Raw genomic sequence first — 15330 nt, 5'->3', positions numbered from 1 at the left:
GGTGCGTCCGCTCACTCGGCCGGTGGCCGGGGCCGCACCCGCCGGGCCACGGCCGACCAGAGGCGGCCACCGAGCCGGGTGCGTTTGATCCAGCGCAGCCGGGCGACCGCGCCGCCGGCCGGCTGGCGCTGCTGCGGAGGCGCGGTGATCCGGGCGTACGCGGCACCGGTGGCGGGCCGGGTGGTGCCCGGTTCGAGCCGCTCGGAGGCGAGCGCCAGCCAGGTGAACTGTTGCAGCGTCCGCTGGTCGGGCCGGCCGCCCCGGGCGGCGGTGCGGAGCGCCTTCTCCACGGCGGGCCGGCGGACGAGGTGGGTCAGCGGGCCGTGTGCGGTGTCCAGCAGTTCGGCCATGGCCTGGAGGCCGTCGCCCTCCCACACCCGGGTGGCGGTGGACGGGCCGGTGGAGACGCTGACGAACGGAACCTGCGCCCACTCGGGCACCAGCCGCGCGATCAGCCCGGTGTGCATGAGCCGCTCGCGCTTCTGCCCGGGCGTCAACGCGAACGTGGCGGCGACGAAGCCGGGCGAGAGGAACGGGGTGACCATGCCGATCGCGTACGCCGAGGTGTACCAGCGGCGGACCCGTTCCACCAGGTAGATGTAGTCGACCAGGCGCAGGTCGTGCAGGCCGAGCCCGCTGCCGTGGTCGAGCAGGACGCCGATGCGCTCCCGCTCGGCGGTGACCACGGCCGGGTCGGCGACGCCCGCCGGCACGGCGTTCAGCAGCCGGGCCAGGGCGGTCTCCCCCGGGGACGGCTCGCCGTCGTCGGTCGGGGGATACCAGTATTCGGTGGCGAGCTCGCCGGCGGCGCCGGTGAACGTGGCGGGGCCGGCCTGGTCGACCAGGCGTCCGGGGCCGGCGGGGCGCACCAGGTAGCTGGAGGGGAACTGGTGGTCGGTCAGCCGTTGCAGGCGCCGGGCCCGCTCGTGCAGGCCGGTGCCGAGCACGTTGGCGCGCGCCCCGGCGAGCCGCAGCGTGTGCTCGGGGTGCAGCCCCCGCTTGTCGCGCAGGATCCGCACCAGCTCGCGGGCGACCTCGCCCTCGGCCCGGGTGTCCTCGTTGGTGAGGAACCGGGGGGTCCGGCCGGCCGCGATCAGCGCAGCGGCGATGAGCCGGGAGTCCTTCCCGCCGGACAGCCCAAGGGTGATGTCGTCGTCGTAGAGGCCGTGGATGCCGGCGGCGGTGGTCGTGATGGCCTCGGCGGCCCGGTCCAGCAGCTCGCCCACCGGCCGGTCCTGCGCCGCCAGCCCGTCGCGCACGACGTCGTCGGTGGCGTATCGCGTGGTGGTGACGAGTTCCCACCCGCCGCCGTCGCGCCGACGACCGGTCACCCGCTCGCCGGGGCGCAGCAGCCGGGCCCCCGCCACCGGGGAGCTGTCGCCGCCGAAGTGTCCGCAGAGGGTGTACGACGCCCAGCCGTCCAGGTCGGGCCGCGGGTCGCCGTGCAGGAACGCGGCCAGCAGGCCGGGGCGGGTGCAGAAGGCCGTCAGGCCGCCCGCTCCGCCCGTGAAGACCCGGCACATGCCGATCCAGTCCTGTTGCAGCGCGAAGCGCCCGGCCGCGTCGAGGGCCAGCAGGCCGAACGGCGGCACCACCTCGCGGTGCACCTCCTCGCCCGCCAGCAGGCGCCCGGCCAGCGCCGCCGGGCCGCCCGTGACGTCCACCCCCACGGGCAGCCCGAGGGAGACGGCGGTGACCTGCCCGACGGTGTCGACGGTCGGCCACCGGTAGGCGCCCTGGTCGCTGCGGTGCAGGACGGTCACGCCCCAATCGTCGGCGCCGAATTCGTGTCGTACGAAACTGTCGGGCACCAGGTCGGCGACGGCCGTTTCAAAGCGTTGCCTGGCGGCGCTCCGGGCGCTGTCCGACAGATTGTCGTCAGCGAACCAGGCCAGCATCACGTGCATGTGCGATTCCCCCGAACTCGCCGGATCGGATGTGTCCGTCCAGAGGGGAGTTAACCTCCCCGTTACCTGGCGCGGATGCCTCGCTGAACAAACGAGGTACTTCCGGCATTGGTGATTGGGGACGACCTTTCGGCACCGACAGCGGTGCGGATTGGACCGATAAACAGCCACAAAACGGGCGCAGCCGAAGAGGTTGCTCCGAAACGAGATTTGAGATCAGTTCCTCAGGAAGCGGTTCCCGTCCGGAAGAACCATCCGCGCGATTCCCACAGAAGCTATTTCCGTGCGTCGCGCGAATCGCACCGCAGTGGCGCGACCGGGCCGAGCCGGGGGTCGATCGACGCGTTAATCGCCGTCGCCCCAGCCGAGCCCGCCCGGCCCCGGGGCGTGGTGAAAACCGGGGTGGTTGGCGACGTCGGCGCAGCGCTCGCCGTCCGGGCCGGAAGCGCCGCAGAACAACCGCTCGGCCTGCTGCCACGCCTCGGCCGGGGACAGCGCCGACGCGCCCAGGGCCACCTCCGGTCGGAGCACGCTCAACGCCTCCGCGTAGCCGACGGCCAGCTCCCGGGCCGACGCCAGATCGGGGGCGGTGAAGCCGAGGTGCACCGTGAAGAACCGCCCGGGCCGGGCCGGCCGGCGCGCGGCCGTGATCAACGACGTGCCGGCGACATCCCGGGCAGTGCCCAGCGCCTCCCGCACCTGCCGCTGTCCCCAGTACGCGGGCCTGTTGTCGCGCATGCGTCCTCCCCGTGACGATCGTGGGCGGCCCCGCCCTCGGTGGACCGCCGGTGGTCCGTCCCGACGGGTCGCCGCCGACCTGCCGCCAGCGGCCCGGCCGGACCGCTCCCCCGAGGAAACCAGCTCTCCGCGTCCCTGGGAGGGGCCAGCAGACGTGGCATCCGCTGGCCCCTCCCACCCGGCTCCGCCGTCCGACACGGACGGCCAGCCGGGCGACGCGGGTCCCGCCGAGGGCGGCGACCGGGCGGCAGGTTCAGCGGGCGGCGACCCGGCGGCCCAGGCCCGGCGGGCGGCGACCCGGGCGGCCCCGAGCCACGTCGTGGTGGTCGACCGGGCGGCGGGGTTCAGGCACGCCGGCCTGGGTAGACGCAGAGGTAAGGACACCCGGCACCCCGGTCAGGAGGCCCGATGGCCACCATCCCGACAGAGCGCAGCCCGGACAGCTCGTTGGCGTTCCTGCGCGACGGCTACCGCTTCGTCGGCCGGCGCTGCGACCGCCACGGCACCGACATCTTCCAGGCCCGGCTGCTGCTGGAACCCACCATCTGCCTGCGCGGCCGGCCGGCGGCGGAGCTGTTCTACGACCCCGAACGCTTCGTCCGGGCGGGCGCGATGCCGAAGCGGGCACAGCGCACCCTGACCGGCCGAGGCGGCGTGCAGGGCCTCGACGGTGCGGAACACGCCGACCGCAAGGCCATGTTCATGTCGATCATGACGCCGGCCGCGATCCGGCACCTCGGGCAACTCTTCGACGACGAGTGGCGGGCCCGCGTCCCGGCGTGGGAGGCGGGCGGGCCGGTGGTGCTCTACGACGAGATCGGCCGGATGCTGACCCGTACGGTCTGCGCCTGGGCGGGCGTGCCGCTGGCCGGCTCCGAGGTGCACCGGCGTACCGCCGAGCTGCACGCGATGATCGAGGGGCCTGCGGCGCTCGGCCCCTCGCACTGGCGCGGCCTGTGGGGCCGCCGCCAGGGCGAACGTTGGATCGGCCAGGTCGTCGAACGCGAGCGCGCCGGCACGCTGCCGGCCCCCGAGGGCAGCGCGCTGCGGGTGATCGCCGAGCACCGGGACACCCGGGGACGGCTGCTCCCCCGCCGGATCGCGGCCGTCGAACTGCTCAACGTGCTGCGGCCCACGGTCGCCGTCGACCGTTTCGTCGTCTTCGCCGCGCTGGCCCTGCACGACCACCCGGCCTGGCGGCAGCGGGCCCGCGAGAGCGACGAGGCCACCGGGAGCTTCGTGCAGGAGGTACGGCGCTACTACCCCTTCTTCCCGGTGGCCGCCGCCCGGGTGCGCCGCTCGTTCGACTGGCAGGGCTACCACTTCCCGCGGGGCCGGCGGGTGCTGCTCGACCTGTACGGCACCAACCACCACCCGGCGATCTGGCCGGAACCGGAGCGCTTCCTGCCGGAGCGCTTCACGGGCTGGCGGGGCGACCCGTTCGCCCTCGTCCCGCAGGGCGGCGGCGAGCACCTGACCGGGCACCGCTGCGCCGGCGAGTGGATCGCGATCGAGCTGATGAAGCGGGCGGTGACCAACCTGACCACGACGATGCGGTACGACGTACCACCGCAGAACCTGGCGCTGAGCCTGCGCTCGATGCCGGCGCTCCCGCCGAGCGGGTTCCTGATCACCAACGTCCGCCGCACGGCCTGAACGACACCGCCGACGTCCGCCGGGACGAGATCGGCGACGTCCGCCGCAGGGTCCGGACGCGGCACCGCCCCGGGTGGCCTGGCCGGCCTCCCGGGGCGGTGCGGTCGCGGCCGCTCAGGCCGGGTGCAGGACGGTACGCAGGCAGCCGTCCTCCTTCTTCTCGAACATCTCGTAGCCCCGCGCGCCCTGCTCCAGCGGCATCGGGTGGGTGGCCAGGTAGCCGGGATCGATCTCGCCGGCCGCGATCCGGTCCAGCAGCATCGGGATGTAACGCTGGGCGTGCATCTGCCCCATCCGCAGCACCAGCGCCTTGTTCATCGCCGCGCCGAGCGGGAACTTGTCCACCAGGCCGGCGTAGACGCCGACGATGCTCACCGTCCCGCCCTTGCGGCAGGCCATGATCGCCTGTCGTACGGAGGTGGGGCGGTCGGTCTGCAACCGGGCGGTCTGCTTCGCCTTGTCGTACGCGTACGCCGGGCCGACGTCGTGCGACTCCATGCCGACGGCCTCGATGCACGCGTCCGGCCCCCGGCCGGCGGTCATCTCCCGCAGCGCCTCCAGCACGTCGGTCTCGGCGTAGTTGACCGTCTCGACGCCGAGCCGGTCGGCGGCCGTGGCGAGCCGCTCCGGCAGCCGGTCGATCATGATCACCCGCTCGGCGCCGAGGAGTTGCGCCGAGCGGGCGGCCATCTGTCCGACCCCGCCCGCTCCCCAGACCGCGACCACCTCGCCGCCCTTCAGCGCGCAGAAGTCGGCGGCCATCCAGCCGGTGGGCATCGCGTCGGAGGCGAACACGACCGAGTCGTCGGGCACCCCGTCGGGCACCTGGAACGCCCCGACGTCGCCGAAGGGCACGCGGACGTACTCGGCGTGGCTGCCGGAGTAGCCACCGGCGGCGTGCGAGTAGCCGAGGATGCCGGCCGGCGAGTGGCCCCAGAGCTTCTCGGTGAAGACCGGCTGCGGGTTGGAGTTGTCGCACAGCGAGTACTGCTCGGTGCGGCAGTACCAGCAGCCCCCGCAGGCCACCACCGAGCCGACCACCACGCGGTCGCCGACGCGCAGCCGTCGTACGCCCGGGCCGGTCTCCACGACCTCGCCCATGAACTCGTGGCCCAGGACGTCGCCCTCCCGCATCGCCGGCAGGAAACCGTTGATCAGGTGCAGGTCGGAGCCGCAGACGCTGCTCGCCCCGACCTTGACGATGACGTCGCCCTCGGCACGGATGCGCGGCTCCGGCACGTCGCGTACGGCCAGCTTGCCGACGCCTTCCCAGCAGAGCGCCCTCACGCCCGTCCTCCCGTCGTCAGCCTGTCGCGGAGCTTGTCGGTCGCCTTCTCCTGGGCCGGTCCACGCCCCGACGGGTCGCGCCGGGTGTCGATCACCTGGCCGCACTCCACCAGCGCCTTCACCCGGCGCAGCGTGTCGCGCAGCCCCTGGTCCGGGTCGTCGCCGCCGAACAGCCCGAACGCCCGGCGCAGCGGCCCCGAGCGCCACCGCAGCTCGGCGCGGACCTCCGTGCCCCGGTCCCGGGGCGCGGGCGTCAGCCACACCGTGCCCTCCTGCTCGGGTCCGTCGGTGACCCGCCAGCGCAGCCGCCCGGGTCCCTCGACGGTGAGCTCCGCCCGCCACTCGGTCCCCCCGCCCGCGGGGTCCCGCGCCACGCAGCGCCACCGGTCGTCGTCGAGCTGCTCCAGGGTCGCCCACCCGGCCAGAGCCCGGTCCATCCGCTCCCGGTCGGTCCAGAAGCCGATCACCGCCGCCGCCGGCCGGTCGATCGTCACGCCGCGCCGCACCACGTACCAGCCGTCGCGGCGCTCGGGCTGGTGCCGGTGCCGTCGACGGGCCACCGCCCGGCCGACGCCGGCCACGGCCACGGTGGTGGCGCCGAGCAGCACCCACCTCGTTCCGTTGCTGGTCATCACGTCTCCTCCACCCGGGCGCCCGGGAATGGAACACCCGCACCGGTTGCGCTACCCGGGAGCAACCGGCCGAAACGACACATCGGTTTGGCCGCCCGATAACCGGGCACCTGCTGCGGGCACCCACCGTCACCGGGAGGCACCGTGTCCTTCGACGCCAGCGAGTACGGCCGGCACGCCGCGGACGTCTACGACGAGACGTACGCGCACCTGACGCCGGACGCGGCGGTGGAGCGGCTCGCCGAGCTGGCCGACGGCGGCCCGGTGTGCGAGTTCGGCATCGGCACCGGCCGGCTGGCCCTGCCGCTGGCCGCCCGGGGGCTGACCGTCGCCGGTGTCGAGGGTTCCCCGGAGATGGCCGCCGGGCTGCGCGCCAAACCAGGCGGGGACGCGGTCGAGGTGGCCGTCGGCGACTTCGCCGGGACCCGCGTGCCCGGCGAGTACGCCCTGGTGGTGCTCGCGTTCAACACGATCTTCGCGCTGCCGGACCAGGCCGCCCAGGTGGCCTGCTTCCGCAACGCCGCCGCCCATCTTCGTCCCGGCGGCCGGTTCGTCGTCGAGGCGTGGGTGCCCGACCCGGGCGCCTTCCGCGCCGGCGGGGCGCTGCGCCCGGTGCGGGTGACGGAGGACGTGGTGCTGCTGGAGGCGGCCCTGCTGCACCCCGTCGAGCAGCGGATGACCACCACGAAGGTCCGGCTCACCAACGGCGGGGTGCACCTGCTGCCGGCGAACCACCGCTACGCCTGGCCGGCGGAGCTGGACCTGATGGCCGAGCTGGCCGGGCTGCGCCGCGAGCACCGCTGGGAGGACTGGTCCGGCCGCCCGTTCACCGACCACAGCCGCGAGCACGTCTCCGTGTACCGCCGACCGGAACCGGCGTGAGCGCGCCGGCCCGCCCGCCCGGCGCCGCGCCGGGGGACGGCGGCGACACGGCCGAGGACCGCGGCGTCGCACCTGACCACGGCGGCACGACCGCCTTCGGCGGCGGCACGGCCCCGCCGGGCGCCGAGCGGTGCCGGCTCCCCATGGCGTACGTGCTGCCGCTGCGCTGGACCGACGACGCCGGGCTGGCCGAACTGACCGGCTACCTGCGGCGGCTGAACGACCTGGTCGACGTGACCGTGGTCGACGGGTCGCCGCCGGAGGTGTTCGACCGGCACGCACGGGCCTGGCGGGGGCTGGTCCGGCACCTGCGGCCGGATCCCGCCCTGCGCGGCGTCAACGGCAAGGTCACCGGGGTGCTCACCGGCGTCGGCGCGGCCCGCCACGAGCACGTGGTGATCGCCGACGACGACGTCCGGTACGACGAGGCGGGGCTGCGCGTCGTGCACCGGCTGCTCGACCGGGTGGACCTGGTCCGGCCGCAGAACTACTTCGACCCGCTGCCCTGGCACGCGTGGTGGGACACCGGGCGCACGCTGCTCAACCGGGCGCTCGGCGCCGACTACCCCGGCACCCTGGCGGTACGCCGGAGCACCTTTCTCGCCATGGGCGGGTACGACCCGGACGTGCTCTTCGAGAACCTGGAGCTGATCCGCACGGTGCGCGCGTACGGGGGCACCGAGGCCGCGCCCGCCTGGCTGCACGTACGCCGGCTGCCGCCCGACACCACCCACTTCCTGGGCCAGCGGGTCCGCCAGGCGTACGACGACCTGGCCCAGCCGGCCCGCCTGGTCACCTCGCTCGCGGTCCTGCCGGCGCTGGCGGCGGCGGTCGCGAACCGGCGGCCGGGGCTGCTGCTCGGTGCGGCCGCGACCACGGTGGCGCTCGCCGAGGCGGGCCGGCGCCGGGGCGGGGGCACCGCCGTCTTCCCGCCGGCGACCGCCCTGGCGGCGCCGCTCTGGGTGCTGGAGCGCGGCGTGTGCGGCTGGCTCGCCGTCGGCCGGCGCCTGCTCCTCGGCGGGGTCCGCTACGCCGGTGGCCGGGTGCGCCGCGCCGCCCACTTCGAACGCACCCTCCGCCGCCACCTGCGCTGAGTCCCCGTGCTCGCGCCGGTACGCGCCCGGGACGCACACGACAGCTCGCGGCCACTCTCCGGACGGTGCTCCGGGAGTGGCCGCGAGCTGCGGCGTACGGTGACCGGGCTGGTCAGTACCGCACCTGTTCGCGGGACTGCTGCGCATGGTCCTTCACGTCGTGCGCGGCGGAACGGGTGTCGTCCTTGACGGCGTGCACCGCGTCCTGGGCGGTGGACCGGACCGACTCGGTGGCGTGCTGCGCCGGCTCGCGCAGCTCCTCCTTCAGTTCGGTGGCGACCTCGCCCAGCTTCTCCTTCACGACCCCGGCGTGCTCGCCGGCCTTCTCCTTGACCTGCGACGCCATCTGCTGCTCGCGGCTGGTGGCCGGGATCAGCGAGGAGGCGAGCCAGCCGACGCCGAAGGCGATCAGGCCGGCGGCCAGCGGGTTGCCCTCGGACTTCTGCCGGATGACGTGCGGGGCGCGCTGCGCGGCGTCGCTCACCGTCGAGGCCGCCGAGTGGGCCTTGTCGCTCACCGTCGAGGCCGCCGAGTGGGCCTTGTCGCTGACCGTGGAGGCGGTCGAGGAGGCGTGGTCGCCCACCGCGTGGGCGCCGTGCTTGGTGCTGTGACCCAGGTCGGAAGCGGTTCCCATCACCTTGTCCCTCACATTCTGCAGTGCGTTGCGGGCCCGCTGCTTGCGGTCGTCGACGATGCGGGCGGGGCTGACCTTGTACGCCAGCGCGTCCACGTCGGAGCTCAGGTTGTTCCGGGTGGCTTCGATCTCCCGGCGGATCTGGTCCGGGTCGGTGCTCATCGGGTGACCTCCTGCGGGTGGGGCTTGAGCGCGTCGGGGATGCGCTGCACGCTGTCGTTGGTCTGCTTGAGGCCGCGGATGTGCTCGGCGCTCTTCTTGGCCTTGGAGTAGAGGACCGCGGCGATCGCACCCCAGATGACGGCCACGATCAGCGCCGCCCAGCCGGCGTCCATCACGTTGGACAGCCCGGCCCAGAGGGCCAGCGAGAGGAAGAGGGCCACCATGTAGCCGCCGAAGCCGGCGCCGCCGAAGAAGCCGGCGGTCTTGCCCGCCTTCTTGCCCTCCTGGCGGATCTCGGCCTTGGCCAGCTCGACCTCCTGCCGCATCAGGGTGGACAGGTCGCTGGTGACCTGGCGCATCAGCTCACCGATCGAGCTGCCCCTGACCTCGTCCGCGTCGTGGGGGTGGTAGCCGGAGTCCAGCCCCGCCCCCTGCGTCGGCATGCTCATGCCGCCGCCTCCCTTCGGGTGATTCGTAGGCTCACGGACGCGGGGTCCCGGTCGAGGGCACGCCCGGCAGCGGGTCGGTCTGGGTCACCGGCGGCAGCGGCTGACCCACGCCACCGGCGGGGTCGGCGTAGCTGGTGGTGGTCTGCGGGTCGGCGTACGCGCCCGGGGTCGGGTCGAGGTAGCCGCCCGGCGGCACGGCGTCCGGCACCGCGCGCGGGGCCGGCGGGGTCGGGATGACCGCGGTCCGCTCCGGGTCGTAGCCGGCACCCGAGTTGTACGCGGAGTAGCCGTTGCCGCCCTGGTCGTCACCGGCAGCGGAGATGTTCTTGGTCAGTCGGCCGGCGAGCACACCCAGCACGGCGGCGCCGACCAGGAAGGTGCCCGGGTTGCGGCGCGCGTAGGAACGCACCTCGGCGATGATGTCGCCGGGCTCACGCTGCTCCAGCCAGCCGGCCACGCCGTGCACCCGGTCGGCGGCCTGCCGGGCGATCTCGCTCACCGGGCCGGCCTGGCCACCCTGGTCGGCCATCGAGCGCATCTCGTCGGCCAGCGAGCGGAGCCCGCCGGCGGCCCGTCGCTGCTGCTCACCGGTCTGGCTGGCGAGCTGGCTGCGAGCCTCGCCGTAGAGGTTGCGCGCCTGGCGCTTCGCCTCGCCGACGACCTCCTTGCCCTGCTCCTTGGCGGTCTCGGCGACGGCGCCACCGGCCTGCTTGGCCTCCGAGCCGACCTGACGGGCCTGCTCGCGGACGCCGCTGCCGTTGGTCGACTCCTGCCCGTACGTGGAAGTCGTGGGTGACAGATCGTAGGTCATGATTTCCCTTCCGCTCGGAAAGTCTTCGCGGGTCTGTGCTGGGGGGATTGCGCCGGCCGTTTCTGCCATCGCATCTCTTGACCTACCCTGCGTCGCCGGTTCCATACCTCGTTCGTGACTTTCCCTGCGCGCCCGCACCGGGCCGCTACAAAATGGAGGATCGCCGGATCGGGTGGCGACTCCGTCGCACACAGTGGCGATCACCCCTCCCCAGCCGGCGCCGCGGGCAGGGCGTTCCGCGGGTCCACGGAGGTGAATCGATGGCACGGTACGCACGCGGCGCAGCGCGGGCCCCGAAGCAGCGGGTGCAGCTCGCCGCCGTGGCCGCGGCCGGGATCTTCGCCCTGATCGGAGTGCTCGGATTCATCCCCGGCATCACCACCGGCTACGGCGACATGACGTTCGCCGGCCACCACTCCGAGGCCCGGCTGCTCGACCTGTTCCAGGTGTCGATCCTGCACAACGCCCTGCACCTCGGCTTCGGGCTGGCCGGCCTGCTGATGGCGCGCAGCGTCGCCGGGGCCCGGGTCTTCCTCGCCGGCGGCGGCGCCCTCTACCTCGGCCTGTGGCTGTACGGCTTCGCAATCGACCGGGAGAGCGCGGCGAACTTTATCCCGGTCAACGACGCCGACAACTGGCTGCACCTGGTCCTCGGTTTCGGCATGCTCGCCCTCGGGCTGCTGCTCTCCAACCAGGTCGGCACGGGCACCCGGCCGGACGCCCCCTTCGACCGCCCCTGACGACCCGCCGGGCGCGGCGTTTGCCTGCCGTGACCTGCGGGCACGGATGTCGGAGGTCCGTCGATGAGGAGGCCCTCATGCCGAAGTGGCTGCGTGACAACGCCCTGACGGTGGCGATGTTCGGCGCGTTCCTCGTCTTCCTGGTGCTGCAGAGCGTGTTCGGGTGGCAGACGCACAACGAGGAGCTGGCCGAGTTCGGGGCCGCCCCGACCAGTTGGGCGGCGTACCTGGGCAGCGGGCACTTCATGGAGTCGGTCTTCGAGAACTGGGAGTCGGAGTTCCTCCAGATGGGCGGCTACGTCCTGCTCACCGCCTACCTGGTGCAGCGCGGCTCGGCGGAGTCGAAGCCGGTGGGGCAGACCGACCGCCCCGAGGACGACGAGCGGCGGGCCACCGCGGGCTCCCCCTGGCCCGTACGCTCCGGCGGGCTGCCGCTGGTCGTCTACCGCAACAGCCTCTCCCTCGCGCTGCTGCTGATCTTCGCCGGCTCGTTCGTCGGCCACCTGTTCGGCGGCACCGCCGAGTACAACGAGCAGCAGGCGTTGCAGAGCGGGGCGCCGCCCATCGGCGCGTGGGACTTCCTCGGCACGAGCGAGTTCTGGTTCCAGTCGATGCAGAACTGGCAGAGCGAGTTCCTCGCGGTCGGCACGCTGATCGTGCTGAGCATCTTCCTGCGTCAGCACGCGTCGCCGGAGTCGAAGCCGGTCACCGCCGCACACGCACACACCGGCGACTGACGGCCGGCACCGTCAGGCCGGCACGCGCAGCCGCTTGGCGAAGCAGACGCTGTACGGGTTGCCGACGTACTCGCCGTAGACCGGGATCGGCTCGTACCCGCTGGAGGTGTAGAGCGCGATGGCGGCCGGCAGGTACGTGCCCGTCTCCAGGCGCACCACCCCGTACCCCTGTTGAAAGGCCAGTTCCTCCAACGCGGTCAGCAACTGCCGGGCGATGCCCCGCCCCCGGTACGCCGGGCGGACGTACATCCGTTTCACCTCGCCGGTGCCGGCGTCGATCCCCTGGATCCCGCCGCAGGCGACCGCCCGCCCGTCGGCGACCACCGCCAGGTAGCGGATGTCGTCGTGGGTGACGGTCGCCTGGCCGTCCAGCCCGCCGTCGGCCACCCGCAGCTCGCGCTGCTGGGCGGTGACCAGGGCGTCGATCTCCGGGTCGGTGGCGGGACGTGACTCGATCAGCATCAGGCCACGTTAGGTGGCGGGGATTTCCGGCAGGTTTCCGGCAGTCGACCCGCTCACGGAGCGCGACGAGCCATTCGGCATCACCCGCCGGGGCGGGCTATTCGGCATCACCCGCCGGGCGGGCTATTCGGCGTCGCCCGCCGCCGCGCTGCGGGACGGGTCGAGCGTGGGGGAAGGACCGGGCCCGTCGGACGGACCGGCCTCCCGGGCCGGCCCGGCCTCGTCGAAGCCGTCCGACGGATCGACGTCGTCCGAGAGGTCGGCGTCGGTGCCCTCGACCTCGTCCTCCGGGCGCTGCCGGCGGGCCTTGCGGGCCGCCAGCCGCTCGGCGGCCGAGGCCCGGGTGGACTTCTCCTCCAGCCGGACGTCGGTGCCCCGGTTGCCGGGGATGAAGTCGGCGCCCGCGTAGAGGGTGGGCTGCCAGTCGAACTCGCGCTCGCCGATGCGGACCAGGTCGCCCGGCTCCGCGCCGGCCTTGCCGAGCTTCTCCTCGACGCCCAGCCGGGCCAGCCGGTCGGCCAGGTAGCCGACGGCCTCGTCGTTGTCGAAGTTCGTCTGCCGCACCCACCGCTCGGGACGGACACCGCGCACGACCCAGGCGCCGTCCGGCGCGGCCTCGATGGTGAAGCCGGCGTCGTCGACGGCCCGGGGCCGGATCACGATCCGGGTCGCCTCGGCCGGCGGCGCGGCACGGCGGCCCTGCTCCACCAGCTCCGCCATGGCGTACATGAGTTCCTTGAGCCCCTCGCGCGTCGCCGCGGAGACCTCGAACACCTGGAAGCCGCGCGCCTCCAGGTCGGGGCGGACGATCTCGGCCAGGTCCCGGCCGTCCGGCACGTCGATCTTGTTGAGCGCCACGAGGCGGGGGCGGTCGGCCAGGCCCCCGTACTCGGTCAGCTCGGCCTCGATGGTGTCGATGTCGGCGACGGGGTCCCGGCCGGGCTCCATCGTGGCGGTGTCGATGACGTGCACCAGCACCGCGCAGCGCTCGATGTGCCGCAGGAACTCCAGGCCGAGGCCCTTTCCGGTGGCCGCGCCGGGGATCAGGCCGGGCACGTCGGCGACGGTGAAGGTGTGGTTGTCCAGCCGGACCACGCCCAGGTTGGGCACCAGGGTGGTGAAGGGGTAGTCGGCGATCTTCGGCTTGGCGGCGGAGATCACCGAGATCAGCGACGACTTGCCGGCCGACGGGAAGCCCACCAGCCCGACGTCGGCGACGCTCTTGAGCTCCAGCACCACGTCGAGCTGCTCGCCGGGCTCGCCCAGCTCGGCGAAGCCGGGGGCCTTGCGCCGGGCGTTGGCCAGCGACGCGTTGCCCCGGCCGCCGCGCCCGCCCCGGGCCACCTCGAACGTCGTGCCCGCGCCGACCATGTCGGCCAGGACCGTGCCGTCGGGGGCCTGCACCACGGTGCCGTTCGGCACCTTGAGCACGAGGTTGCGGCCGTTCGCGCCGTCCCGGTTCGACCCGGCGCCACCCTTGCCGTTCTCGGCCTTCACGTGCGGGCGGAAGTGGAAGTCCAGCAGCGTCGTCACCTGCGGGTCGACCACCAGGGACACGCTGCCGCCGTGCCCGCCGTTGCCGCCGTCGGGGCCGCCGAACGGCTTGAACTTCTCCCGGTGGATCGAGGCACAACCGTGCCCCCCATCGCCGGCCTGCAGGTGCAGGACGACCCGGTCAACGAACGTCGCCACGGACGTCAATCCTTCCAGCGGGGGTCACGCCCCGCACGAAAAAAGCAAAGCGGGCCGGGACACGAGGTCCGCGGCCCGCAACGCCTTCGAACTACTGCTGCGGCACGATGCTGACGGTCTTGCGACCGCGCTTGGTGCCGAACTGGACCGAACCGGCGGCCAGCGCGAAGAGCGTGTCGTCTCCGCCGCGGCCGACCAGGTCACCGGGGTGGAACTTGGTGCCACGCTGCCGGATGAGGATCTCACCCGCGCTGACGACCTGACCACCGAAGCGCTTCACGCCGAGCCGCTGGGCCGCGGAGTCACGGCCGTTGCGCGAGCTGGACGCACCCTTTTTGTGAGCCATGTGAGGACGACCTACTTCCCGCTGGAGATGCCGGTCACCTTGACCTGGGTCAACGGCTGGCGGTGACCCTGGCGCTTGTGGTAGCCGGTCTTGTTCTTGAACTTGTGGATCCGGATCTTCGGGCCCTTGGTGTGCGCGGCGATCTCGCCGGACACCGCGACCTTGGCAAGCTTCGCCGCGTCGGTCACCAGGTCGTCACCGTCGACGAGGAGCACCGCGGTGAGCTTCACCGCGTCGCCGGGGGCACCGACGAGCTTCTCGACCTCGATCACGTCGCCCTCGGCGACCTTGTACTGCTTGCCGCCGGTCTTGACGATCGCGTACATCGGAGGCGGACTCCCTGTCGTTGAGGCTGCTGGCGGGTGTTCCCGCGGCGGCTCGCCGGGTAGCAGAGGCACGGCGGCGCGGGCACGCGAGAACTCGGCACACCAAAGTGCGCCGCAGGTCAGCGTACGCCATCGGAGGGCCGACGCCCAAACCGGGCCCGCCGGTCAGCGGGCGCAGAGCTGGTCGAGGCGCTGCCGGAGCCGGTCGAGCTCGGTCTCGTCGATCGAGTCGACGTCGGTGCCCAGCGTGCCGACCTCTGCCGCCATGTCCGCGAGCAGCGTCTTGAGCTGCGGATCCTCGGCCCGGGTCGACTCGCGCCGCAGCGTGCCCCGCCAGTCGGTCAGCGCGGTGGAGATGCGGTCCCGGGCGGTCCGGGCCGCCGCCGCGTCGTCCGCCCCGACCGCCGCGACCATCTTGCCGAGTTCCTCGACGTACGTCCGCACGGCCGTCTCGCCGGCCCGCTGTGCCGCGGCACACACCTCGGGCGCGTTGCCGCCCGCCGCCCCGCTGCCGGCGCCGGGGCGGGCGCCCGTCGTCGCGCCGCCGGCGGGCCCGCCCGTCGCCGGGCCCGTCGGGGTGCCGCCGGGCGGGGCGGCCCGCTCCGGCCGCTCGGCCGCGCACCCGGGGCCGGCGAGCAGGACAGCGGTGAGCGCGGTGACGGCGAGCAGACGGCGCATCGTTCTTCTCCTGACCGCAGGCGGCCGTTCGTGGCCGGGGATCGACCATACGACAGGGCCCCGCCCGCCGGACATCGCCGGGGACGGGGCCCTGTCA

At 73.8% G+C, this 15330-nt stretch carries 17 protein-coding genes; 5 read left to right on the top strand and 12 right to left on the bottom strand.

Going from position 1 to position 15330, the window contains the following annotated elements:
- Nucleotides 1–11 precede the first annotated feature (11 nt).
- Entirely contained in the window at nt 12–1763 is a 1752-nt protein-coding gene (locus ACTMS2_RS26320) for a hypothetical protein (protein WP_441177815.1), read from the bottom strand.
- A gap of 489 nt (nt 1764–2252) precedes the next feature.
- On the bottom strand, nt 2253–2645 hold the full coding sequence (locus ACTMS2_RS26315) for a hypothetical protein (RefSeq protein WP_441177814.1): 393 nt from the start codon (nt 2643–2645) through the stop codon (nt 2253–2255).
- Nucleotides 2646–3053: 408 nt separating this feature from the next.
- Here ACTMS2_RS26315 and ACTMS2_RS26310 point away from each other — a divergent pair, with 408 nt between their 5' ends.
- On the top strand, nt 3054–4301 hold the full coding sequence (locus tag ACTMS2_RS26310) for a cytochrome P450 (RefSeq protein WP_441177813.1): 1248 nt from the start codon (nt 3054–3056) through the stop codon (nt 4299–4301).
- Nucleotides 4302–4415: 114 nt separating this feature from the next.
- Here ACTMS2_RS26310 and ACTMS2_RS26305 read toward each other — a convergent pair whose 3' ends face one another.
- Both ACTMS2_RS26305 and ACTMS2_RS26300 read right to left on the bottom strand, forming a co-directional pair.
- Nucleotides 4416–5588, bottom strand: a complete 1173-nt coding sequence (locus ACTMS2_RS26305; RefSeq protein WP_441177812.1) for a zinc-dependent alcohol dehydrogenase — start codon at nt 5586–5588, stop codon at nt 4416–4418.
- The gene (locus tag ACTMS2_RS26300) at nt 5585–6220 is read right to left on the bottom strand and encodes an SRPBCC family protein (protein ID WP_441177811.1); all 636 of its coding nucleotides are present in this window, start codon (nt 6218–6220) and stop codon (nt 5585–5587) included. Before ACTMS2_RS26300 ends, ACTMS2_RS26305 begins: the two co-directional genes overlap by 4 nt.
- 144 nt (nt 6221–6364) lie before the next feature.
- Here ACTMS2_RS26300 and ACTMS2_RS26295 point away from each other — a divergent pair, with 144 nt between their 5' ends.
- Both ACTMS2_RS26295 and ACTMS2_RS26290 read left to right on the top strand, forming a co-directional pair.
- Nucleotides 6365–7102 carry a class I SAM-dependent DNA methyltransferase gene (locus ACTMS2_RS26295; protein ID WP_441177810.1) on the top strand — a complete coding sequence of 246 codons (738 nt, stop codon included), beginning with the start codon at nt 6365–6367 and terminating at the stop codon, nt 7100–7102.
- Nucleotides 7099–8196: a glycosyltransferase gene (locus ACTMS2_RS26290; protein WP_441177809.1), complete on the top strand. Its 1098-nt coding sequence runs from the start codon at nt 7099–7101 to the stop codon at nt 8194–8196. Before ACTMS2_RS26295 ends, ACTMS2_RS26290 begins: the two co-directional genes overlap by 4 nt.
- A 112-nt stretch (nt 8197–8308) precedes the next feature.
- On the opposite strand, the gene ACTMS2_RS26285 is transcribed toward ACTMS2_RS26290, so the two are convergent.
- Genes ACTMS2_RS26285 through ACTMS2_RS26275 form a run of 3 tightly spaced genes read right to left on the bottom strand, consistent with a single transcriptional unit; the run spans nt 8309 to nt 10252 of the window.
- The gene (locus tag ACTMS2_RS26285; protein ID WP_441177808.1) at nt 8309–8992 is read right to left on the bottom strand and encodes a DUF3618 domain-containing protein; all 684 of its coding nucleotides are present in this window, start codon (nt 8990–8992) and stop codon (nt 8309–8311) included.
- A complete protein-coding gene (locus ACTMS2_RS26280; RefSeq protein WP_088998863.1) occupies nt 8989–9441 on the bottom strand; it encodes a phage holin family protein in 453 nt (150 codons plus the stop codon). Before ACTMS2_RS26280 ends, ACTMS2_RS26285 begins: the two co-directional genes overlap by 4 nt.
- A gap of 31 nt (nt 9442–9472) precedes the next feature.
- Nucleotides 9473–10252, bottom strand: coding sequence for a hypothetical protein (locus tag ACTMS2_RS26275; protein WP_441177807.1), 780 nt, complete (start codon nt 10250–10252; stop codon nt 9473–9475).
- 260 nt (nt 10253–10512) lie between these two features.
- Between ACTMS2_RS26275 and ACTMS2_RS26270 the strand changes: the two genes are divergently transcribed.
- Together ACTMS2_RS26270 and ACTMS2_RS26265 are read left to right on the top strand one after the other, a co-directional pair.
- Complete coding sequence (locus ACTMS2_RS26270; RefSeq protein WP_441177806.1) at nt 10513–10992, top strand: DUF4383 domain-containing protein; 480 nt, start codon at nt 10513–10515, stop codon at nt 10990–10992.
- 77 nt (nt 10993–11069) lie between these two features.
- On the top strand, nt 11070–11729 hold the full coding sequence (locus tag ACTMS2_RS26265) for a DUF6766 family protein (RefSeq protein WP_441177805.1): 660 nt from the start codon (nt 11070–11072) through the stop codon (nt 11727–11729).
- Between the two features lie 12 nt (nt 11730–11741).
- Here ACTMS2_RS26265 and ACTMS2_RS26260 read toward each other — a convergent pair whose 3' ends face one another.
- From ACTMS2_RS26260 to ACTMS2_RS26240, 5 genes are all read right to left on the bottom strand, one after another.
- A complete protein-coding gene (locus ACTMS2_RS26260; protein ID WP_088998859.1) occupies nt 11742–12191 on the bottom strand; it encodes a GNAT family N-acetyltransferase in 450 nt (149 codons plus the stop codon).
- 123 nt (nt 12192–12314) lie between these two features.
- The gene (gene obgE, locus ACTMS2_RS26255; RefSeq protein ID WP_441177804.1) at nt 12315–13883 is read right to left on the bottom strand and encodes a GTPase ObgE; all 1569 of its coding nucleotides are present in this window, start codon (nt 13881–13883) and stop codon (nt 12315–12317) included.
- Between the two features lie 91 nt (nt 13884–13974).
- Entirely contained in the window at nt 13975–14229 is a 255-nt protein-coding gene (gene rpmA, locus ACTMS2_RS26250) for a 50S ribosomal protein L27 (RefSeq protein WP_013288010.1), read from the bottom strand.
- An 11-nt stretch (nt 14230–14240) separates the two neighbouring features.
- Nucleotides 14241–14555 carry a 50S ribosomal protein L21 gene (rplU, locus tag ACTMS2_RS26245; protein ID WP_088975625.1) on the bottom strand — a complete coding sequence of 105 codons (315 nt, stop codon included), beginning with the start codon at nt 14553–14555 and terminating at the stop codon, nt 14241–14243.
- 165 nt (nt 14556–14720) lie between these two features.
- The gene (locus ACTMS2_RS26240) at nt 14721–15233 is read right to left on the bottom strand and encodes a hypothetical protein (RefSeq protein WP_441177803.1); all 513 of its coding nucleotides are present in this window, start codon (nt 15231–15233) and stop codon (nt 14721–14723) included.
- Nucleotides 15234–15330 lie beyond the last annotated feature (97 nt).

Origin of the sequence: Micromonospora sp. SD12 (assembly GCF_052068495.1) — a bacterium.
Classification (GTDB): domain Bacteria; phylum Actinomycetota; class Actinomycetes; order Mycobacteriales; family Micromonosporaceae; genus Micromonospora; species Micromonospora echinofusca.
The sequence above is the reverse complement of the archived record's forward strand: the minus strand, read 5'-3'. Positions and strand labels throughout refer to the sequence as shown.